The following is a 20,473-nucleotide window of genomic DNA, read 5'->3' as shown; positions in this document are numbered from 1 at the left end:
CCCAATTTGCAGCGCGAGTCCTTCGAGACGGCCGAGGCTTCCGGGTGGCTTTGTCTTGGTATCGATGACATGTTGAAGCTCGGCTGTCATTGATCTATTGAGCGGTTTTGGCGTCATGTTGGCGTTTTATGAGTAGTCGATGTAGGCGCGCCATGATGGCGTCGTTAGCAGGTGCGTTGTGTTGGAGAGCCATTCGTTTCATACCCGCACCCTTCAATCGACCAATCGCAGCACTATCCGGCGGTTCTGACGACCTTTCTTATCGATCTTTTCGCACACGACTTGGCCAATCTCCGACGTATTGCGTATATGGGTGCCACCGCACGGCTGAATATCCACACCGCGAACCTCGATCATCTTCACGGAATTCGTTGACCTCGGCGGGAGTGCGTATCGGTTCCTCACCAGCGCAAGGGCGGCATCGTAGTGGTCGGGCGAGATCAGCCGCGTTTCGACCTCGATCTGGCTTGCGATCAGTGCGTTCAAGGATTTAGTAATCTCGTCCTTACTCATCGTCATCTCGGGTAGATCGAAATCGAGCCGCCCTTTGCCCTGTCCCATGCTGCAACCTGTCACCGGAGCGTCGATCAGCGAACATAGCAGATGCAGACAGGTGTGCATTTTCATATTGTCATACCGCACTTCCCAGTCGACCTCCCCTGTTACCGTAAGCCCGACCGCCAAAGCTTCAATATCGCCTTCGAGTCGATGCCAGATAAGCGAACGGTCCGTATCGTCCCGATGCGTCTCCATCACCCGCGCCCGACTTCCATTCGCGTGCGTGATGAACCCCGTGTCGCCGGGCTGCCCACCGCCAGCCGGGTAGAACAACGTCCGGTCAAACGCGACAAGGTCTTCTCTACTGTCGATGACGGTCGCCTCAAAAGTAATTTCATACGGGGTTTCGTCGAACAACGGCGCCGTTGCGTTATTTTTCATCCAGCCTCTCCATCTCGGGGCCAATCCCATAAAAAATCGTCGTGGCTGACGATTGTCAATTTGTGCACGTATGCGATGCCACTCTCACATAGTTTCGACTGCAAAAAACTAACGCCCCACAGATGGACTGTATACAGATGCAGCGCCATTTCTTGCGTTAAGTTGCGCTCATAGGACCACATATTGCTCCTAGAGAAGCGCCAAGCCGCCGGCAGATGAAACGTTAATGAGCACCCCGTGCCGATTCGAGCGAAAATGTGGCGCGATCGCATGGACGCATTCGATCAATCCGAATACGTTGACATCGAACTGTCGCTGAATTTGCGCCTGCGAGCCCGCCTCTAGTGGGCCGAAGGCGCCATAGCCGGCATTGTTGACCCAAACATCGATTGAGCCGAAGAGCGCAACCGCCTCGGCAACAGCGCCGCGGATGCTAACGGTATCTTGCACGTCGATTGGCATGAGTTTTAGGCGATCGTCCTCAACCAGTTCCTTCTCGGCTCGTGGCTGCCGCATTCCTGCAACGACGTTCCAACCTCGTCTCGCGAAAATTTTTGCCGTCGCCTTGCCGATGCCGCTCGAGGCACCGGTGATGAATACCGTTTTGCCGTCGTCGTACATTAATAAGCTTCCCTGTTGTGTATGCGCACAAGCGATCCACCAGCAACGGGCGCTACGCCGATCCGCGTCCAAGCCATGCATCAAGTGAAGCGGATGATACCGAGATTGATTTCTGAGATAAAGTGCTAGGCAGTACATGCGCTATGAACCCTTGGTTTACAATACGACAATGCTTAATGATTCCCTCGATGGCGTAACTACTTTCCTGGCGGTGGCTGAAACTTGCAGCTTTACGACGGCAGCGAGGCGGCTTGGAGTAACGCCTACCGCTGTAAGCAAGGCAATTCGCGTGATGGAAAGCAAACACGGCGTCACGTTATTCCAAAGAACCACGCGGCGTGTCGCGCTCACCGAAGCGGGCGAAGCGGCGTTCCTGCGCTTGCGACCAGCGGCCTTGGAAATCTCGGAGACGTTTGCTGCACTCGGCGGGTTCCGCGAGAAGCCAATGGGCTCGTTGCGGATAACGGCGCCGCACAGTGCCTCTGGACTGCTCGCTGCTCTGGTGCCCGCATTTCGCAAAGCTTACCCAGCGGTGACTCTGGAGATTTCGCTGGATGACGCAATCGTGGACATTGTCGCATCGGGCTATGACGCTGGAATCCGGCTTGGAGACTCGGTCGAGAAGGATATGGTTGCCGTTCGACTTACGCCAGAGATCACTTGGTCGGTCGTTGGCGCTCCAAACTATCTCGCTATAGCGGGCCGACCGACGACGCCCGAGGAACTCGTGCATCACCAATCGATTCGTTACCGCTTCTCGTCTTCGCGGGCGGTGCACCGTTGGGGATTTAAGCGTGGCAAGCGGAAGTTTTTGGTGGATGTCCCCGGAGGGCTGATCGTGAACGAACGGAGGCTTCTAGTTGAACTTTGCCTCCAAGGCCTCGGCTTGGCGTTTGTCGCCGATAGAGAAGTCCGGGAGTACGTCGCGGATGGACGATTGGAACCCTTTCTCCAGACATTCATCCCCAATGAAGGCGGCCTTTACCTTTACTTTCCTGAGCGGTCGCTGACTCAGCTAAAACTCCGAGTGTTTGTCGATTTGGCAAAAGAGCTGACTGCGAGTTGATTTGAAATCGCGACAAGTGCTTCCTTGATGAGCATTCCTGCCGCTAATAGGCGCCCGCAAGACCATCAGTGGCATGATGATTCCGTGGGGCTTGGTAGCCTAAGAAAATTATTGAGTAGCACTGCTATAAAAAATTCGGGCGCCGTAATTTCAGCCCTCCGACAGAAGATACCAACGAACAGCACGACTTTTACGGCAACGACGATGCCGTTCGCGCTGCCTGTTCATATAATCCGCTCATGCGCCCCAAAAAGCGGGCGAGCTCCTTGATCTGCGGATTCACCTCTTCATCGACATTGCTCATGAGACACAATTCGCCCACTTCCCGGTACTTCTCGATGGCGCTCTCGCCAGCGTCCGTAGTGCGATACAAGACCTCCTTTCCTACTTTTTCTCCTATCGCAAGCCCGGCTGCCATTAGTTTTTTTCCATGAGTAACTCATGAGGTGGATGTCGTCCAAATTCAGCGTGAACCATATACCGGCCTGCTTGCGGTTGTGCGCGCGGTGCTTCAATTGGTGCAGCACGATCACATCGATGAATGAGAGCGCTGAAAATCAAAGCCCTTGCGGCGCCTATCGAAGGTGTCACCACGCTCGGGGCCGACGTCCGAGCAGGTTGGTTCGCAGCAGTCACGGATCTATGGTTGCCGGAATGCAGAACGAGAACCGTGATGCTATGGATCGTATGGTCCTTTACTTTGCTGGGCTTCGGCTGCGGTCTTCTTTTTGCTTGGCAGCGCGTGCTGGCCGCGATGCGCGACCGGGGGTTCACAATCATTCATTCTCGTGAAAGCCACGGCCCCGACCTGTCGGATCTCTCCGCCAACAAGGGCTGGCGTAGCCGCCACGCCGGCACCGATGGCATCGGCATTGGTGACCCTGGTCCATGCGGCCGCACCCCGGTGCCAGGGGAGCCCGGCTGGCAGATCATCGACGAGTTGGCGCCATTGTCCGGCGAGATCATTGTCAACAAACCCGGTAAAGGTTGTTTCGACGCGACCGACCTAGAACTGATCCTGCGCACCAGGAGCATCCAGAACCTGGTGCTGACCGGCATTACCACGGACGTATGCGTGCACACGACCGCACTGGAAGCCAACGATCGAGGCTTCGAGTGCCTGCTGCTCTCCGACTGCTGTGGTGCGACCGATCCTGGCAAACATCACGCGGCTCTGCGCATAGTAACCATGCAAGGCGGCATCTTCGGCGCGGTTTCGGATTCGGCAGCGCTGCTGGCAGGCCTAGATACCTTGCCGGTCGAATACGATGGGTAAGCACGAGGACTTGGCATACTCACCCTAACTGTGCTGAGAAGCACGATTGATTTTACTGGGGCAATAATATGAACGACAAGGACATACCGCTTGCGAATAGCAAGGTTCAGTACCACACCCTACTCGAAGAAGAGGGTTACTCTGTCTCGGAGACCACGGTGCACGCCGGCGGCGAGACCCAGTGGCACCATCATACCCATGTGAGTGACCGCTTCACTGTAGTCAAGGGTGTGTTGACAGTCGAGTTTAGAGTAGGCGACGAAGTGAAGAAGATCGATGTGCGCGATTATTACGCTGTCGATCCTGGCGTCAGTCATCACGTCAAAAATGAAACTGACGAGGACGTCGTCTACATCATGGTCCAATCGGGAGGAGAGCGAGATATTGTGTTAGAACCTCATCGGCCAGTGTGACTATAGGCAGGCAATCGAGTTCATCCCGCAACCGTTCGAACCATATCGATGAACGCTCGCAAACTCGTCGGCATATGACGAGTGCGAGGAAAGTAAAGGAAGAGGCCAGGAATCGGCGGGCACCAATCCTCTAACACGGCAGCAAGTCGCCCATCACTCAATGCCGCGCGAGCATAGGGTTCCGGAACATAAGCGATGCCCAGGCCGTCTATCGCTGCCTCTACGATCAATTGGTTGTTGTCGAGCGTCAGGGCTCCAGGTACGTCGATCGCCACTTCCTGCCTTCGCTTGAGAAACTCCCAGCGATAGCGTTTGCCACTGGGGAGACGTTGCCGTATGCATTGATGGTGTAGCAGTGCATCGGGCGTTTTCGGCGCAGGATGAATCGCCAGATATTCTGGAGCGGCAACCGCCAGAAAGCGCATGTCAAGGCCAAGACGAACCGCCACCATGTCTTTGGGCACGGCCTCCCCCAATCTCACACCCGCGTCGAAGCCCTGTTCAACGATGTCCACCAGCCGTCCGTCTGCCACAAGGTCAAGTTCCACACCGGGATAGCGCGCTAGGAATCCCGGCACAACCGTCTGAAGCAACAATCGAATGGCGTTTTCTCCGCCATTGATCCGCAACGTACCCGTAGGGTGCCCTTGCTCGCCAGCGACTTCCTGCAATGCTGCATCAAGATCGCTTATCAGGGGATCAAGACGCCCCAACAGGCGTTCGCCCGCCTCGGTCAGCGACACACTGCGCGTCGTCCGGTGTAACAGTCGAGCGCCCAAGCTGTCCTCCAGCCCGCGCACTGCATGGCTAAGCGTGGAGCGCGTAATTCCAAGCAGATCGGCAGCACGCCGGAAACTGCGGTGCTCGGCCACGGCCATAAAGGCTCTTAGGTCGGTCAGTGTCGGTTTGCTCATTGGTGGGTATTTTTCACCTGCTCATGCCATTCGTTGGTGGTTGTCCCAACAATGGTAACGCCATAGTATGAATCATTGAAGCTCTCTTCTTTCTTCCCCTTGGAGGCCCATCGTGACCAAGACATGGTTCATTACAGGAACATCCACCGGCCTCGGCCGCATTCTCACCGAACGCTTGCTGGAACGCGGCGATCGGGTGGTCGCTACCTTGCGGCGACCCGGGGCATTAGACGAATTGCTCGCTCGACATGGTGATCGCCTGCATGCCCTCACGCTCGACGTGACAGACGTCCCGGCAATCAGAACGGTCGTGGCAGATGCGTTCGAGCGCATGGAGCGCATCGACGTGGTAGTTGGCAACGCCGGCTATGGTCTCTTCGGCGCTGCCGAAGAACTGAGCGACGCGCAGATCGAGCGGCAGATCGCCACCAACCTGGTGGGCTCGATTCAGCTCATCCGTGCGGCCCTGCCATATCTTCGCAAGCAAGGCGGCGGGAGAATCGTTCAAGTGTCGTCGGAGGGCGGCCAAATCGCCTATCCAAACTTCAGTCTGTACCATGCCACCAAGTGGGGAATTGAAGGTTTTGTCGAATCTGTCGCGAAGGAGGTCGCGCCGTTCGGCATTGATTTCCTGATTGTAGAGCCGGGTCCAACTCTCACCAATTTCGGCCAAGGTTTGGAGCACGCGCTGCCCATGGATTGCTACGAGAGTACGCCGGCCGGTGAAGTACGCAGGGCGGTGTCTTCCGGTACTTTTGTACTCAAGGGTGACGCTATCAAAACAGTCAACGCAATGATAGCCGCGGTCGATGCCGACAGGCTGCCTTTACGGCTTACCCTAGGGAGTACCGCCTACGCTTCGATCAGTCAGGCGTTGGCCGAGCGGCTCCGCTTACTGGAGGCACAGAAAGAGGTGGCGCTTTCCACTGATTTGGACAACTAAGGTAATTTTAACGCCCATCCGCTAGCTTTTGCTTAAAGCCGAAAGGCTCTACTTACAAATCGCATTTGCGTACGATAGCCAAGCCATCGGCGCACCCGCCAAAGAAGCTTGGCGTCGGCCCCGACAAGATAGCGAAGGCGGTCGCTCGGGTCGGTCGCCGCTTTAAAAATCGTAGACGCGACGAGTTCAGGCGAGCCTGGATTGCTCGTGAGCCGCGCGCGCGCGGCCATTATTTTTTCCATCAAGCTTGCGTATTCGGGCAAATTCGAAAGATCCCAAACGTCCATCGAACGGCTACCGAAATCGGTTTTGATAACGCCCGGCTCAATAAGTTTGACTTTGATCCCGAACGCTTTCAATTCGTACCACAGCCCTTCGGAAAGACCTTCCACCGCAAATTTCGATGCATTGTAGACACTGTAGCCCGGAGCGGTTGCCAACCCGCCGGCGGATGAAACGTTAATGAGCACGCCGGCCCGATTCGCGCGAAAATGTGGCGCGATTGCATGGACGCATTCGATCAATCCGAATACGTTGACATCGAACTGTCGCTCAATTTGCGCCCGCGAGCCTGCCTCTACAGGGCCGAAGGCGCCATAGCCAGCATTGTTGACCCAGACGTCGATTGTACCGAACAGCGCAACTGCCTCGGCAACAGCGACGCGGATGCTAGCGGCATCTTGCACGTCGATTGGCATGAGCTTCAGGCGATCGTCCTCAACCAGTTCCTTCTCGGCTCGCGGCTGCCGCATTCCTGCAACGACGTTCCAACCTCGTCTCGCGAAGAATTTTGCCGTCGCCTTGCCGATGCCGCTCGAGGCACCAGTGATTACTACAGTTTTGCCGTCGTAGTTCATTAATAAAGTCCCTTTTGTGTCGGCGGGCAAGCGATCCGCCAAAGATGCGGCGTAACGCCTATCCATGCATCCAGTGAAACGGATGGTAGCGAGATTAATTTCTGAGATAAAGTGCTAGACGGTACATGCGCTATGAACTCACGGTTCACAATATAACGATGCCTATGATTTCCCGGATGGCGTAACCACTTTCCTGGCTGTTGCGGCAAACCTGACGGCGCCGCGGCATTCTTATCAGCTAGTTTCCGGAGAAAACAGGCTTGCGATCCAGTCAATGAACACCCGGACCTTTTGCGCCAGGTGGCGATTGACAGGGTATCCGCACAAGGTCCGTAAGCTCGGTCTGATCGCCCCGCAATGGGTGAGTCACAAGCCAATACCGCTCGATGCCGGAGGTGCGCTGGACGCCTATCGGATCGTACGGGCATCGGGCATCGGACGCCCGCGTCCGATGGATCGCCGCCGCGCCGAACGGGAAACAGGACACCCTGATATTGCGGAAGTCGCTGCCGCTGGGAAACGGTGACCGGCAACTCGATGCTGGATCGTCGTGCCGCATAAATCAGGAATATTACGTTCTACGTTTTCGCTCGGGCGATCTGCAGGAAACTCTCGTCCGAGCCACCGCTGGCAAACAGGCAACTTCGGCAGAGTGCGAGCGTCTTTATCAAATCACTGCAGAAAGCTCGTCTTTAAATATCCTTAACACGAAGTTCGATTCGGTATGAGAAATGCCAGCAATTTTGTAAAGGCGCTCACGCAAAAATCGTGCATATCCGTCGGTGCCGCTGATTGCAACCTTCACGTAGAAGTCGCGCCCACCGGTCAGCATCAATACCTCTAGAACTTCGGGCACCATCGACATCTCTCGTCCAAAGTCCTCTAACGTTTTTAGGCTGTGCTTCTCAAGAGAAATTTGAAAAATAACGATATCTGAGTAGCCCAAGGCAGCATGGTCGACTGCGATGGTGCTGCGTCGAATAACTTTCTCATGCTGCAGCGTTTTCACCCTGTTCCAGCAAGGCGTTGTCGACATCCCAACATTTTTAGCCAGTTCTACATTCGATTGCCTGGCATCGCGTACCAGCTCTTTGAGAATCTTCCGATCGAATTCGTCAACGGTGAATTTGCTCATCTGCTCCTCCTAGCGTTGCGTTGGACTGGGTGATCGTCGAGCGCTGCTGCAAGCGCATCGCTTAGCGGTCGTCGACGCAAGCGTCGGCAATCATCCGCAGTTCATCGTTACTTTGGAGAAGAATTATATCCTGGATTTTCTGCTTAGAAAAAATTTTATCCTTGAAAAATTCTATAACCGCCGATTTTAGGAAGCTAATTTCGAAACTGTCGAGATAGAATTCTTGCCATGCTAGAACCTCTTGGAGGCAGCACTGTTGAAGGTTGCGTGACTTTCAGAGTCAAGTTTGGTCCATCGATTGCTGTATGGGCCCGATCAATCCAAGCCTAAGCGAGCAATCCAATTTTGCTCTTCACGGCAGCGAGACATTGATGAACGATTTCATTGAAGAGATTTCTAGGCGCACGATTTTCATCGGCGGGCGTTGGCAAGAGTCAACCGATGGCCAAGTACTGTCGGTCGAGGATCCTGGATCGGGTGTTTGTTTTGCGAAAATTTCCAACGGAAATGCCCGTGATGTTGACGACGCCGTCAGGTCATCCCGGATTGCATTCGAAAGCGAGTGGCAACACGTAAGCGCATACGAACGCGGGCGAGTGCTTCGAAGGATTAGCGATGAGATCTTGTCAAACTTAGATATCCTATCAAACTTGGAAGCCAGAGACACAGGCAAGCCGATACGCAACGCAGTCGCTGATATCACAATCTGCGCCCGCTATTTTGAATACTATGGAGGCGGAGCCGATAAGTTGCACGGTGACACCATCCCTTCTCAGAACGGCTACTTCGCAGCGACTAGTTGGGAGCCGTGGGGTGTGACCGCGCATATCATCCCGTGGAACTATCCCGCGCAGATCTTTGCGCGTTGCGTTGCTCCCGCCCTTGCGGCAGGTAATACCTGTGTCGTGAAGCCTGCAGAGGACGCCTGCTTGTCCATACTGTGGTTAGCGGAACTTGCCACTCGCGCAGGATTGCCGCCCGGCGTACTCAACATTGTGACTGGCGAAGGAAAACATACCGGCGCCGCTTTGGTAGAAAACCCGGAGATTGACTTCCTGTCCTTTACAGGGTCGGTCGATACGGGCGTTCAAATTCAACGAATGGCCGCGAATCGCAACCTACCGGTGACGCTTGAGCTAGGCGGCAAGTCTCCACAACTCGTGTTCGCGGACGCGGATTTATCGACCGCTCTCTCAGCGATTTTTGGTTCGATCACCCAACACGCTGGACAGACGTGTTCGGCCGGTAGTCGCCTACTCGTCGATCAAGCAATTTTTCCGGAAGTTAAGCGCCGCTTGGGCGAACTTTTTTCGAGTTCAGTCGCCAACTACTCGTCCTCGAACGCAACTTGCGGGCCGCTGATGAACGGCCGCCAACTTGCAAACGTCTCTCGGGCAGTCGCGCTAGCGCAAGAAGAAGGTGCCTACATCGTTGCACAAGGATCGATAGCTCATGACGCCTCCAGGACCGGCTACTACTATCCGCCCACGCTTCTCGGCGGGGTTGCGGCAAATAGTGGCGCTTTCCTAGAGGAGATTTTTGGCCCCGTCTTAACGATGACTACGTTCGACACTGAAGACGAGGCGGTGGCGTTAGCAAACGCTACGAAGTATGGTCTCGCCGCCGGTGTTTGGACGAAAGACGGAGCAACGCAGCTTCGAGTGGCTCGCCAGTTGAAATGTGGGCAAGTGTACGTCAACAACTATGGGACTGCGGGTGGCGTGGAACTGCCTTTCGGCGGGGTTAAACGGTCAGGCTTTGGCCGCGAGAAGGGGTTTGAAGCCTTGCGCACATTCTCCGTATTAAAAACCATAAGCTTTCGGTATAGCTCAGAGGGAGCGATTTAATCCGGTCTATTGCCGTGCGGATCCACTTTCGCAATCCTGCTCACAAGTTTTATTTAAGACGAAAACGTCAAAAATCCAGAATGATACCTACTGTTGCAGTCACCCGTGAATTGCCCGCGCGGGTTGCGGAAAGACTCTCTGTCGGCTACCAACTTAAAAAATCCGTTAACGATGTCCCGCTCTCAAGCGATCAATTGGCCGAGCTCTGTCGAGATTGTGATGCTGCATTTGTTACGGCGACTGACGCCATAGACGAGAGATTTTTGGAAAAAGTGGGCCCACGACTAAAACTCGTTGCGTCACTGTCGTCAGGACATGATCACATCGATCTGAATGCGGCATTTAAGCGACTCGTTTCGGTTACTCATACGCCAGGATTACACAGTTCAGCGGTAGCAGATATGGGAATCCTTCTCATGCTAGGTGCTGCCAGGCGGGCGTATGAGGGCCAGTCGCTAATACGAAGTGGCAACTGGACCGGATGGTCGCCAACACAATTGCTCGGCAAAGATTTGAACGGTGCAAGACTAGGAATTTTTGGGATGGGAAGGATAGGGCGTGAAGTGGCTAAACGCGCTCGATCGTTTGGAATGGAAATACATTATTTTAATAGGAAACCGGTTGATTCAGGTGGAGAGGAGGCGTTGTATCACGCTTCTCTGCAATCCTTGCTTTCCGTCAGCGATTTTTTGATCATTGCAGCGCCGGGATCTCCTGAGACGCATCGCATCATTAACGCGGAGGCTATAGATTTACTGCCAGATCAATCGATAGTGGTAAACATATCTCGCGGAAGTCTGATAGACGATAAAGCGTTGATATCGGCTCTGCGTTCGGGAAAGGTTTTAAGCGCAGGGTTAGACGTTTTCGAAAATGAACCTAACGTCCATCCAGACTACCTGTCATTAAACAACGTCTATCTTCAACCGCATCAAGGCAGCTCGACCATCGAGGCACGCCACAAAATGTGTATGGATTTATGCGACGAAATAGATCGCTTTTTCTCCTGTAAACCTTTGTTGCATGAACTCAAAATGGAGTCACGTTCATCATGAAAACCATGACGGAAGTCTTAGCTTTTTTACGGAATTCGACTTGGATTGATTTAACCCACGCATTCGACAAAAATATTCCTCATTCAATTTTCTTCCAGCCAGAACAACGGACTACTTTGTACCATTACGACGAAGGGATCGGTACTCTTGGGGCCGGGATCCTGGCACACGAGTATAAGTTCGTCGGACAGTATGGCACGCACGTTGATCCTCCTTCGCACTTCGTCAGGGATGGACGCAGCGTCGACGAAATTCCCATTCAAGAGATGGTCCTACCTCTGGCGTTAGTGGATATTTCGGCAAGGGCCGAGGTTAATCCAGATACGGAGCTCACCAAGGCTGACCTTATCTTGTGGGAGGAGAAGAATGGTCGTTTGCCTGACGATTGTTTCGTCGCAATGCGCACGGGTTGGTCCGAGCGTTGGCCCGACAAGAAAGCAATGCAAAACGCAGATCCTAACGGAACTCTACATTATCCGGGGTGGAGCCTCGAGGCATTGGAGTTTTTAGCACAGGAGCGGTCAGTCATCGCAATTGGGCACGATACCACTGATACCGATTGCGGAATCGTCGCGACAAAATATCAGGCACCCGTGGAAGATTTTTGGCTGAAGCAGGATAAATGGCAGATCGAAATGCTGTGCAACTTGGACAAGGTCCCGTCGAGCGGCGCATTGATATTGTGCTCTTGGGCTAAACCGAAAAAAGGGTCCGGTTTCCCCGCGCGTTGCATCGCCATATTTTAAATTCAGTGTTTAGCCGGTTAAACGACAGAATGTAATTGACTATTATTTATATCGAAAAAAACATGAACCACTCCGACGCAAACAGCATAGCTTCCACCTCATCGGGGTTTGATCAGCGCGATGGGTTTATCTGGGTAGACGGTCGCCTAGTTCCGTGGAAGGAAGCTAAGCTTCATGTCCTTAGTCACGGGCTGCATTATGCTTCCAGTATTTTTGAAGGTGAGCGTGCATATAATGGAAAGATTTTTAAATCCAGAGAACATTCTCAAAGATTTTTGCGTTCCGCAGAGTACCTTAACTTTGAACTTCCTTACTCGGTAGACGAGCTGATTATGGCCAAGGATAAGGTTCTCGAAGCCTCAGGTCTACGCAACGCTTATGTACGTCCTATCGCTTGGCGCGGAAGTGAGATGATTCAAGTGGCTTCGCGTAACAACAGCACCCACGTGGCAATCGCTGTTTGGGACTGGCCGAGCATGTTTGCGCCCGAAGAGCGGATGAAAGGTATAAGACTCGATATAGCACAATATCGTCGACCTGCGCCAGACACAGCTCCCATACATGCGAAGTCTGCCGGGGGTTATATGATCGCTACCATCTCAAAGGATCTGGCCGAACAAGATGGTTTTGCGGACGCATTAATGCTCGACTATGAAGGGTACGTGGCAGAGGCTACGGGCGCGAATATATTCTTTGTTCGGAACGGAGTTTTGCACACGCCTAAAGCAGATCGTTTTTTGAACGGAATAACCAGGCAGACGGTCTTGGAGATTGCTGCGGAAATGCAGATAGAGGTCATCGAAGAGCGGATCTCAGTCTCTCAACTTGGACACTTCAGCGAATGCTTTCTTACAGGCACTGGAGCTGAAATTACACCCGTTGCTGCAATTAAAGAGTCACTTTTCAACCCTGGAAAAGTGACGCAATTGCTCATGCAAAAATACGATCAGTTGATAGGAAAATAATGGATTGAACAACTAGCAGTCGAGGGACGTCGCTGCAGGAGAGACGTTTCTTACTGTTAGCGTGTACGCGGGCGACGAGCCAACGAGTCGGAACGGTCTTCGTTATTTGCCTTGCCTCGGTAAAATGTACATGTTCTATATTTATAACCCCAGCTAAATATTTTCAATAGGTATGTTATGGATAACGAATCGATCAGAATCGGCCAAGAGCTGAAAAGGGGCCTCACGTTTTCGGACTTGGTCATATATGGTGCTGTCTTTATGATTCCGATCGCTCCGTTTGCAATTTACGGATACGTATCGGCGGCGTCAGGCGGAATGGTTGCACTTGCGTATTTGATCGGTCTGGTCGCTATGTTTTTCACCGCACTAAGTTATAAATTTTTATCGCAGGACTTTCCGGTCTCAGGCTCTGCTTATGCTTATGCACGACGCGGCATTGGGCTTAGAACCGGTTTTTTGACCGGATGGATGTTAATCCTTGACTATCTACTCATTCCGGCCCTTACCTATATTGTGGCTGCTGCAGCGCTCTATCAGCTCTTTCCGGTGATCCCTCGGTGGGTATGGATAGTTCTTTTTTTGGTCGGCGGAACTGTGCCGAACTTAGTCGGCATTACGACTACTGCCAAAGTGAACAAGATCTTCATGGTACTTCAGCTTGTCGTATTGGCAATTTTCATTGCAGCAGGTTTGCATCGGATTTACAGCGGTCCTGGTATCGGGCATCTAACGCTGCGACCTCTGTTCCAGGCGAATATGATGAAGCCGGAACTACTGTTCTCAGCGGTATCCGTATGCGCACTGTCCTTTCTGGGATTCGACGCTATATCGACTCTCGCCGAAGAGGTAAAAGGCAATGACAACAGAACAGTCGGTAATGCGACGATAGCGTCGTTATTGTTGATCGGTATTTTATTCATCGCGCAAACTTGGATTGCTGGAGATCTTGCGGCTGGGATGACTTTTAAATCACTCGATACCGCTTTCTATGAGATCGCCGAAATCGCAGGCGGAAGACCGTTGGCGTTACTAACCGCCATCGCGGCTGCAATAACTTTTGGCCTTTCGTGTTCGATCGTCTCGCAAGCCGCCATCGCTCGACTGCTTTATGCAATGGCACGCGACGGTCAAATGCCTAAAGTGCTATCAAGCGTACACAGCAAATATAAAACGCCTTACGTCAGTGTCCTGGTGGTCGCTGCAGTATCGTTTTTTCTTTCCATTGGATTTATGGAGCATCTTGATACGCTCACCAATTTTGTGAATTTTGGCGCACTAAGTAGTTTTTTAATTCTTCATGTGACGGTAGTCGTGCACTTCATATTTAAACGCGGCTCAAAATCTTTCATAAAGCACCTAATTTGCCCGATTTTTGGGTTTCTGATCATTGCTTATGTGTTGTGGTCGATGGGTTCAGCGACATGGGAGTTAGGACTGTCATGGCTTTTTGCGGGCATTGTTTATTATTTAGTGTTAACTCGAGTATTGCGCCGTGATCTACAGCTTGAGCTATGAGAATTTTTTAATGTGGCTTTAGCCAAAATGACAAGATCGCTGTTGGGATTCGAATGTCGGAAATGACATTGACTTACAAATTGAGGTTTTTATGGCCAAGGTAGGAATGGTGGGACTCGGGTTAATGGGCTATGGTATTGCGACGAACTTGCTCAAACATGGCCATTCGTTGGTTTTATTTACGCACCCAGGCAATCAACCGTTGGATTCGCTTATCGATGCAGGAGCCGCCACCACGGCAAGCCTGATGCAATTGGCATCTAACGTCGATGTCATCGTCCTTTGCCTCACGGGAACCCCTGAAGTTGAAGATGTCTTGTTCAGTAGCGAGGGTCTATTGAGAGGGCTTGTTAAGGGTTCCACAGTAGTTGATTGCTCTACTTCCTTGCCGTCATCCAGCATTAAAATTGCTGCTGCTATAAAGGCAGTCGGCGGGGATTTTCTCGACGCGCCCATGACTCGAACTCCCAAAGAGGCAGCCGAAGGAAGACTAAATCTTACCGTCGGTGGCAACAGGGCGACGTTCAACATGCTGCACCCCTTGCTCGCATGCTTTGCCGAAAATATTACTTACGCGGGCCCCGTTGGATCAGGCCATAGACTCAAGTTGATCCACAACTTCGTTTCCCTCGGGTTTTCAGCGATTCTCGCTGAGGCGGCCGCATGCGCACGACGAACTGGGATAACCCCTGACGTGCTTCTAGAAGTATTGAGCAACGGTGGGGGGGCTGGCGTGGTGCTTGAACGCTTTCGACCCTACCTAGAGTCCGGGGATCTGACTTCGTTTCGGTTTTATATCGCCAACGCACTGAAAGACATGAATTATTATCTTTCTATGGTTGACGAGGCGGGGGTTGCTCAAGAGATGGCTGTAAGCGTTCAGAAGACTTATGGCATCGCTTCGCGGGTTGCCGGAGTGGGTGCAGTCGTACCCGAGCTGGTTGACATACTCGCTTTGCAATTATGACTGTGCGTTCAATGCAGCATTCAAGCGTGGGACGCTCCCAGCTAGATGTTTTCGTTGAGAGCTCCACTGATAGGTGCAAATGATATTACGAGTATGAATTCGAAGAGCTGTGTTTGAGTAGTTTTGCACTAATTCAGTTTTTGCTGCCATCAACACAGCGATGATCACCATAGAGTCGCCGCCATGCGGTGCACACGGCCCGCTTTAAGCGCCGTTGCTGGTGGTTTTTGACGTATCAATATCTTGCGGCGAGGCCGCTTTGGAGAAAGAAAATGGACTTGACTACAACAGCTGACCCCGTCGAACTGCTAGAAGCATTTGACACGGTGCATGCGCACTGGTCCCCTAAGGTGGTCGCTCAGGTGAATGACCAATACGTAAAGATAGCCAAATTGTTTGGCCAACTAGTCTGGCATAACCATGAGCACGAAGATGAGTTATTTTATGTTGTTCGGGGAGAGCTGCGTATGGAATACGAAGGAGGCCGAACCGTGAATCTTCGCGAGGGCTCGCTTCATGTAGTCCCACGTGGCGTGATGCACAATCCAGTAGCTGAAAGCGAATGTTGGATTGTGCTTATAGAATCTGTCACGACCAAGCACACGGGTGATGTCGTAAGTCCGCTAACCAAATCGCTTGATGAGCAGCTTTATTAAGGTACGTCGCCGCAGAAAACTGCGCACGTTCACCCACACACGGACTAAGGAATGCGGAGCGCATTGTCACTAGCGGCAGAGCGTTCGCCGATTCGACCCTGAGGGGTGTAGCTGAAATAAGAAGCAAGGATTTACACCGTTTTGATAATGTATATGCCCCCATTTAAATGTACGGACATTCGGATAACCGAACAGGTAATCGTGCGTAAAGCCAATTATGCTTAAAGATCTGGAAAACTCAGCGCGCGCGCTCGACGGCGTTCGCGTCCTCGATCTCTCCAATTTCCTTGCTGCGCCTATGTGCGGCATGTTTCTGGCCGACCATGGCGCCGATGTCATCAAGGTTGAACGACCACAGATAGGCGACGAAATTCGCCGTTGGGGCGAGACCAAGGACGGCGTCGGCCTTTACTACAAGGTCATTAACCGTGGGAAGCGCTCTGTGACGCTGGATCTCAAGACGAAGATCGGGGTAGAGGCGGTCAAGCGCCTGGTGGAAGACGTCGATATCGTCATCGAAAACTACCGGACAGGAACGCTGGAGAAGTGGGGGCTGGGGTACGACGTACTCAAGGAAATCAACCCCGGCCTGATTATGGTACGCATCACGGGCTTCGGGCAGACAGGCCCCTATCGCCATCGTCCAGGATTCGGCACGCTCGCCGAGGCGTATGCAGGTTATGCGTACATCAGCGGCAACTCAGATCAACCTCCGCTTTTGCCAGGCTTCGCCCTGGGCGACGCGAGCACCGCAGTGATGGCGGCGTTTCTCACTATGGTCGCGCTGAACGAGAAGCGCCGCACGGGCCGCGGCCAAGTGGTCGATCTCGCCATCTACGAGACACTGCTGACACTGCTCGGCCCCCATGTCGTGAACTACGACCAGCTCGGCCAAATCCAGGAGCGCAATGGCAGCCGTCTGCCGTTCACCGCACCGCGCAATACTTATCGAACTGAGGACGGCAAGTGGATTGCCATCGCGGGCAGTTCGCAGGCGGCATTCGAGCGCATTTGCGATCTGATCGGTCGTGCGGATCTTGTCACTGACGTGCGTTTCGTGAACAACCGCGCGCGCCTCGACAACGACAAGGCACTTGATGCCGAGATTCAGGCAGCCATCGGCCGCCTTGATCTGGAGACCGTCATGAGCCGTTCGGAAGAACGCGGCGCAACGGTTGCGCCCGTCAACGACGTGTCGATGATCTTCGACGATGCACAGATCAAGGCGCGCGAGAACATTTGCCATGTACCTGATACCGAGCTTGGCGTGCCCATTGGCATGCAGAACGTCGTGGGGCGTCTGACGGTGACGCCAGGGCGCATCGACTCGGCGGGACCTTCGCTTGGCGCGCATAACCGCGAGATTCTGATCGAGCGCCTGGGCTATACAGAGGCCGAACTGCACCAATACGGCATAACGGTCTAGGGATACGCGCGATGATCTCCGATTGGGCCAAAAAAACCGCTTGGCGAGAGGCCGCAACGAAAAATGGGCGACAATACGTTCATTCGATGCACGCCGGACCAAGCGACGCACGTTCGCCGGGGTCCCGCGTTATACAAACAGGACGTCATGGCGATCAATACCGAAACAGCGACTTCGGAACACCTTGCGCGCAGCGAGGGCCAACAGCCGCTGTATTCGACACTCGCGGACATGCTCTCGCGCGAGATTCACGACGGCAGGTATCCGCCCGCGAGCACCTTGCCGTCAGAGAAAGAATTGAAGGAACGTTACGGTGTGAGCCGGCAGACCGTGCGTTTTGCGCTGCGCATGCTTCGCGAGCGCGGGCTGATTTCGTCGCATCCAGGCATTGGGACGATTGTGCGCGAGCCGGTACGCAATCAGGGGCGCTTCAAGGCCCTGAACTCGGCCGAGGCTTTGCTGCAGTTCGTCGAAAACACGGAGATGCACGCCTCGTCGCTGCGCGAAGTGATCGTCGATGCGGCGCTCGCCGAGTTGATCGAGTGCAAGCCGGGCCTACTGTTGTCCGAGGCGACTTTCGTGCGCAAGACACCGGGCGACGACTTGCCGATGAGTTACGTGAAAATCTACGTGCCGCCGCGCTATGCGGCCGCGCAGCAGAAGCCAGCAGTGTCAAACACGCCGGTGTATCAAAACATCGAGAAGATGTTCAATGTGCGGGTGCGGGAAATACGGCAGGATGTCACGGCGACCGTGCTCGACGACGAACTGGCGGGCATTCTCAAGACCGAGCCCAGCGAGGCGGCGTTGCAAATGACGCGCTTTTATTACGACGAGAATCAGCAACTGCTGCAGGTTACCATCAGCTATTACCCGCGCAGCCGATACACGCAATCCGCGCGATTTCGCGTAGCGGACGAAGAGGTGTAACGCCGGGGATCGGCTTTGCCAAGGAGCGTGCACGATGAGCGCGGCTCCGAAAATCCGCGTGCAACGCACCGGCCGCCACGCAGTTGTCACGCTCGACAATCCTCCAATGAACGTTGTCTGCGCTGCGCTCACGCGTGAGCTCTACGCGGCGTTGCGCGAATTGGAACGCGACAGTGAGGTGCGAGCGGTTGTCCTGACAGGCGCCGGAGAGCGTGCATTCTGCGCGGGCTCTGACATCGCTGAAATCAAAGAGCTTCTTACGCCGGGTACCGTACTGGAGAAGAAGCTGATTTTCCAGAACAAGGTGTTTGAGCTGTTGCGCTCATTCCCTAAACCGACGATCGCAGCACTTAACGGATACACCTACGGCGGCGGCCTAGAAATCGCTGCTTGCTGCGACGTGATCGTGGCCGAAGAGCAGGTACGTCTGTGTCTTCCTGAGATCAAGCTCGGTCTTTTTCCGAGTAGCGGCGGGACATATCGCATTGCGCGCAAGATTGGTGAGGCGCGGGCAAAACGCATGATCCTGACGGGCGAACCGATTGATGCGCCCACCGCGCTCGAGTGGGGCCTTGTCAATGACGTTGTTCCGCGCGGCGAAGCCTTGTCGCATGCGGAAACACTCGCTGTAGCTATCGCGAAACAACCAGCCCAGGCAATGCGCGCTGCCAAGCGTCTCATCAACGCATGCTTCGATGGCCCAGAAGCGGCGCTTGTCGCTCAATCGCTCATGGAAAGCGACCAAATCTTCTGCTCTGCTGATGCCGTGGAAGGCGTCAGCGCATTTCTCGAAAAACGCGAGCCTCGCTTCGAATAAGAGTGTGTCGCTAGATAGCGGCACGATCACTTCTGATCTTGAACGGTGAGAATGTTATGACTTACCCATTCATCAACACGCTGCGGGTTATCGAAAGTTCGGCCTTCATTGCGGCTCCGCTCGCAGGGCTCACGCTCGCCCAGTTCGGTGCTGATGTAATTCGCATCGACATGATCGGTGGCGGAATTGATTATGGCCGCATGCCGCGCATGCCGAATCACGAAGGGCACGGCCGTAGTCTCTACTGGACCTCGCTCAACAAAGGCAAGCGTTCGATCGCAATCGATCTGCGCAGGCCGGAAGGGCGGGAACTGATACAGGCGCTCGTTACCGCGCCCGGCCCCGATGCCGGCGTTCTGCTTACCAACATGGGCACTCCATGGCTTGCGCATGAGATGCTGGAAAAGGGTCGTTCCGATCTTATCTCCTGCACGATCCAAGGCAATGGCGATGGCAGCACCGCGGTCGACTACACCGTCAACTGCGCGACAGGCTATCCTGCCGTGACGGGTGGTGGATCAGTGCAGAATCCGGTAAATCATGTGCTGCCAGCTTGGGATATTGCGTGCGCTTATCAAGCCGCTTTTGCCGTGCTGGCCGCGCTCAATCACCGGCGGCTGACCGGTGCGGGGAGTGAATTAAAGCTTGCGCTATCGGATGTCGCGTTCAGTGCACTTTCGCACCTCGGAATTTTGTCTGAGGCCGAATTGCTGCAGCAAGACAGGCCGTCGATCGGCAATCAGCTTTATGGCGCGTTCGGCCGCGACTTCGCCACAGCCGACAGCCATCGCGTAATGGTAGTGGCGATTTCCACCGGGCAATGGCAAGCGCTGATCCGATGCTGCGGCATTGCCGATGCAGTCGCGATGCTGCAGTCGCGCATGAGCCTGGACTTCGGCGACGAAGCTCAGCGTTTCGAAGCACGTAATGAGATCGCTGCGTTGCTAGAACCGTGGTTCGCCGAACGAAAGCTTCGCGACGTGAGGGCCGCATTAGAAGAACACAAAGTGTGCTGGGGGCAGTATCAAACGGTAAGGGATCTGCTCAAAAACGACCCTCGTGCATCGCTGGCTAATCCGGTATTCGAGCGTGTGGCTACGCCCGGTATAGGCGAGCATCTGAGCGCAGGCGCGACCGTTCGTGTCCCGACTATGACGCGCGAGGCGATGCGGCCCGCGCCGTACCTAGGCACGCACACGGACGAGGTGCTGTTCGAGCTGTTGGGTATGGACAGCAGCGCGATCGGACGCCTGCACGATGCCGGTATCGTAGCCGGACCCGAGCGCGATCCAACTATCGCATAAAAAATTTAACAGCATGATGGCACCGCTTGCGCGGCATTCAAGCAGGAGGCACCCAAATGAACGCTTACATCGCAAAGA

Annotated in this window: 22 protein-coding genes; 15 read left to right on the top strand and 7 right to left on the bottom strand. The window is 54.0% G+C overall.

Annotated elements, in window-relative coordinates:
• From GSQ77_RS27540 to GSQ77_RS27530, 3 genes are all read right to left on the bottom strand, one after another.
• The coding region (locus GSQ77_RS27540; protein WP_174246512.1) for a nicotinate-nucleotide--dimethylbenzimidazole phosphoribosyltransferase at positions 1–117 on the bottom strand (117 nt) is incomplete at its 3' end.
• Positions 118–213: 96 nt separating this feature from the next.
• Positions 214–939, bottom strand: coding sequence for an alanyl-tRNA editing protein (locus tag GSQ77_RS27535; protein WP_158907028.1), 726 nt, complete (start codon positions 937–939; stop codon positions 214–216).
• A gap of 189 nt (positions 940–1,128) precedes the next feature.
• Positions 1,129–1,560, bottom strand: a complete 432-nt coding sequence (locus tag GSQ77_RS27530; RefSeq protein WP_158907026.1) for an SDR family NAD(P)-dependent oxidoreductase — start codon at positions 1,558–1,560, stop codon at positions 1,129–1,131.
• A gap of 136 nt (positions 1,561–1,696) precedes the next feature.
• Here GSQ77_RS27530 and GSQ77_RS27525 point away from each other — a divergent pair, with 136 nt between their 5' ends.
• Positions 1,697–2,626 (top strand): LysR family transcriptional regulator, encoded by a 930-nt coding sequence (locus GSQ77_RS27525; protein WP_367889703.1) that lies wholly within the window; start codon positions 1,697–1,699, stop codon positions 2,624–2,626.
• 190 nt (positions 2,627–2,816) lie between these two features.
• Here GSQ77_RS27525 and GSQ77_RS27520 read toward each other — a convergent pair whose 3' ends face one another.
• Positions 2,817–2,999 carry a hypothetical protein gene (locus tag GSQ77_RS27520; RefSeq protein WP_158907024.1) on the bottom strand — a complete coding sequence of 61 codons (183 nt, stop codon included), beginning with the start codon at positions 2,997–2,999 and terminating at the stop codon, positions 2,817–2,819.
• Positions 3,000–3,299: 300 nt separating this feature from the next.
• Between GSQ77_RS27520 and GSQ77_RS27515 the strand changes: the two genes are divergently transcribed.
• Together GSQ77_RS27515 and GSQ77_RS27510 are read left to right on the top strand one after the other, a co-directional pair.
• Positions 3,300–3,902, top strand: a complete 603-nt coding sequence (locus GSQ77_RS27515) for a cysteine hydrolase family protein (protein WP_158907022.1) — start codon at positions 3,300–3,302, stop codon at positions 3,900–3,902.
• Positions 3,903–3,970: 68 nt separating this feature from the next.
• On the top strand, positions 3,971–4,315 hold the full coding sequence (locus tag GSQ77_RS27510; RefSeq protein WP_158907020.1) for a cupin domain-containing protein: 345 nt from the start codon (positions 3,971–3,973) through the stop codon (positions 4,313–4,315).
• Between the two features lie 20 nt (positions 4,316–4,335).
• Here the strand turns inward: GSQ77_RS27510 and GSQ77_RS27505 are convergent, their stop codons facing one another.
• A complete protein-coding gene (locus GSQ77_RS27505; RefSeq protein WP_158907018.1) occupies positions 4,336–5,229 on the bottom strand; it encodes a LysR family transcriptional regulator in 894 nt (297 codons plus the stop codon).
• A gap of 112 nt (positions 5,230–5,341) precedes the next feature.
• On the opposite strand from GSQ77_RS27505, the gene GSQ77_RS27500 reads away from it, so the two are divergent.
• On the top strand, positions 5,342–6,172 hold the full coding sequence (locus GSQ77_RS27500; RefSeq protein WP_158907016.1) for an SDR family oxidoreductase: 831 nt from the start codon (positions 5,342–5,344) through the stop codon (positions 6,170–6,172).
• 32 nt (positions 6,173–6,204) lie between these two features.
• On the opposite strand, the gene GSQ77_RS27495 is transcribed toward GSQ77_RS27500, so the two are convergent.
• Both GSQ77_RS27495 and GSQ77_RS27490 read right to left on the bottom strand, forming a co-directional pair.
• A complete protein-coding gene (locus GSQ77_RS27495; RefSeq protein ID WP_158907014.1) occupies positions 6,205–7,029 on the bottom strand; it encodes an SDR family oxidoreductase in 825 nt (274 codons plus the stop codon).
• A gap of 667 nt (positions 7,030–7,696) precedes the next feature.
• The gene (locus GSQ77_RS27490; protein WP_158907012.1) at positions 7,697–8,164 is read right to left on the bottom strand and encodes an Lrp/AsnC family transcriptional regulator; all 468 of its coding nucleotides are present in this window, start codon (positions 8,162–8,164) and stop codon (positions 7,697–7,699) included.
• Between the two features lie 371 nt (positions 8,165–8,535).
• Between GSQ77_RS27490 and GSQ77_RS27485 the strand changes: the two genes are divergently transcribed.
• The 11 genes from GSQ77_RS27485 to GSQ77_RS27435 all read left to right on the top strand — a co-directional run bounded on the left by GSQ77_RS27485 (position 8,536) and on the right by GSQ77_RS27435 (position 20,395).
• Positions 8,536–10,011, top strand: coding sequence for an aldehyde dehydrogenase family protein (locus tag GSQ77_RS27485; RefSeq protein ID WP_158907099.1), 1,476 nt, complete (start codon positions 8,536–8,538; stop codon positions 10,009–10,011).
• An 80-nt stretch (positions 10,012–10,091) separates the two neighbouring features.
• Complete coding sequence (locus GSQ77_RS27480; protein ID WP_158907010.1) at positions 10,092–11,066, top strand: D-glycerate dehydrogenase; 975 nt, start codon at positions 10,092–10,094, stop codon at positions 11,064–11,066.
• Positions 11,063–11,812 carry a cyclase family protein gene (locus GSQ77_RS27475; protein WP_158907008.1) on the top strand — a complete coding sequence of 250 codons (750 nt, stop codon included), beginning with the start codon at positions 11,063–11,065 and terminating at the stop codon, positions 11,810–11,812. The genes GSQ77_RS27480 and GSQ77_RS27475 overlap by 4 nt, the downstream gene beginning before the upstream one ends.
• Before the next feature lie 35 nt (positions 11,813–11,847).
• Positions 11,848–12,777, top strand: a complete 930-nt coding sequence (locus GSQ77_RS27470; RefSeq protein ID WP_216854963.1) for a branched-chain amino acid aminotransferase — start codon at positions 11,848–11,850, stop codon at positions 12,775–12,777.
• Between the two features lie 177 nt (positions 12,778–12,954).
• The gene (locus GSQ77_RS27465; protein ID WP_158907006.1) at positions 12,955–14,295 is read left to right on the top strand and encodes an APC family permease; all 1,341 of its coding nucleotides are present in this window, start codon (positions 12,955–12,957) and stop codon (positions 14,293–14,295) included.
• 91 nt (positions 14,296–14,386) lie between these two features.
• Complete coding sequence (locus GSQ77_RS27460) at positions 14,387–15,262, top strand: NAD(P)-dependent oxidoreductase (RefSeq protein WP_158907004.1); 876 nt, start codon at positions 14,387–14,389, stop codon at positions 15,260–15,262.
• A gap of 272 nt (positions 15,263–15,534) precedes the next feature.
• Entirely contained in the window at positions 15,535–15,918 is a 384-nt protein-coding gene (locus GSQ77_RS27455) for a cupin domain-containing protein (protein ID WP_158907002.1), read from the top strand.
• Between the two features lie 217 nt (positions 15,919–16,135).
• Positions 16,136–17,344, top strand: coding sequence for a CaiB/BaiF CoA-transferase family protein (locus GSQ77_RS27450; RefSeq protein WP_158907000.1), 1,209 nt, complete (start codon positions 16,136–16,138; stop codon positions 17,342–17,344).
• Between the two features lie 147 nt (positions 17,345–17,491).
• On the top strand, positions 17,492–18,274 hold the full coding sequence (locus GSQ77_RS27445) for a GntR family transcriptional regulator (protein WP_158906998.1): 783 nt from the start codon (positions 17,492–17,494) through the stop codon (positions 18,272–18,274).
• Between the two features lie 58 nt (positions 18,275–18,332).
• Positions 18,333–19,091, top strand: a complete 759-nt coding sequence (locus tag GSQ77_RS27440; RefSeq protein ID WP_254067851.1) for an enoyl-CoA hydratase/isomerase family protein — start codon at positions 18,333–18,335, stop codon at positions 19,089–19,091.
• Positions 19,092–19,147: 56 nt separating this feature from the next.
• Positions 19,148–20,395, top strand: a complete 1,248-nt coding sequence (locus GSQ77_RS27435; RefSeq protein WP_158906994.1) for a CoA transferase — start codon at positions 19,148–19,150, stop codon at positions 20,393–20,395.
• The last annotated feature ends 78 nt before the right edge of the window (positions 20,396–20,473 follow it).

Origin of the sequence: Burkholderia sp. L27(2015), from assembly GCF_009765705.1 — a bacterium.
Lineage (GTDB): Bacteria > Pseudomonadota > Gammaproteobacteria > Burkholderiales > Burkholderiaceae > LMUX01.
Note: the sequence above shows the minus strand (reverse complement) of the source record. Positions and strands in the feature narration are given on the sequence as shown.

Coding starts and splice junctions, on each gene's coding strand:
- GSQ77_RS27535 (WP_158907028.1), bottom strand. CDS start 939: ATGAAAAATAACGCAACGGCGCCGTTGTTCGACGAAACCCCGTATGAA.
- GSQ77_RS27530 (WP_158907026.1), bottom strand. CDS start 1,560: ATGTACGACGACGGCAAAACGGTATTCATCACCGGTGCCTCGAGCGGC.
- GSQ77_RS27525 (WP_367889703.1), top strand. CDS start 1,697: ATGCGCTATGAACCCTTGGTTTACAATACGACAATGCTTAATGATTCC.
- GSQ77_RS27515 (WP_158907022.1), top strand. CDS start 3,300: ATGCTATGGATCGTATGGTCCTTTACTTTGCTGGGCTTCGGCTGCGGT.
- GSQ77_RS27510 (WP_158907020.1), top strand. CDS start 3,971: ATGAACGACAAGGACATACCGCTTGCGAATAGCAAGGTTCAGTACCAC.
- GSQ77_RS27505 (WP_158907018.1), bottom strand. CDS start 5,229: ATGAGCAAACCGACACTGACCGACCTAAGAGCCTTTATGGCCGTGGCC.
- GSQ77_RS27495 (WP_158907014.1), bottom strand. CDS start 7,029: ATGAACTACGACGGCAAAACTGTAGTAATCACTGGTGCCTCGAGCGGC.
- GSQ77_RS27490 (WP_158907012.1), bottom strand. CDS start 8,164: ATGAGCAAATTCACCGTTGACGAATTCGATCGGAAGATTCTCAAAGAG.
- GSQ77_RS27485 (WP_158907099.1), top strand. CDS start 8,536: ATGAACGATTTCATTGAAGAGATTTCTAGGCGCACGATTTTCATCGGC.
- GSQ77_RS27480 (WP_158907010.1), top strand. CDS start 10,092: ATGATACCTACTGTTGCAGTCACCCGTGAATTGCCCGCGCGGGTTGCG.
- GSQ77_RS27475 (WP_158907008.1), top strand. CDS start 11,063: ATGAAAACCATGACGGAAGTCTTAGCTTTTTTACGGAATTCGACTTGG.
- GSQ77_RS27465 (WP_158907006.1), top strand. CDS start 12,955: ATGGATAACGAATCGATCAGAATCGGCCAAGAGCTGAAAAGGGGCCTC.
- GSQ77_RS27460 (WP_158907004.1), top strand. CDS start 14,387: ATGGCCAAGGTAGGAATGGTGGGACTCGGGTTAATGGGCTATGGTATT.
- GSQ77_RS27455 (WP_158907002.1), top strand. CDS start 15,535: ATGGACTTGACTACAACAGCTGACCCCGTCGAACTGCTAGAAGCATTT.
- GSQ77_RS27450 (WP_158907000.1), top strand. CDS start 16,136: ATGCTTAAAGATCTGGAAAACTCAGCGCGCGCGCTCGACGGCGTTCGC.
- GSQ77_RS27445 (WP_158906998.1), top strand. CDS start 17,492: ATGGCGATCAATACCGAAACAGCGACTTCGGAACACCTTGCGCGCAGC.
- GSQ77_RS27435 (WP_158906994.1), top strand. CDS start 19,148: ATGACTTACCCATTCATCAACACGCTGCGGGTTATCGAAAGTTCGGCC.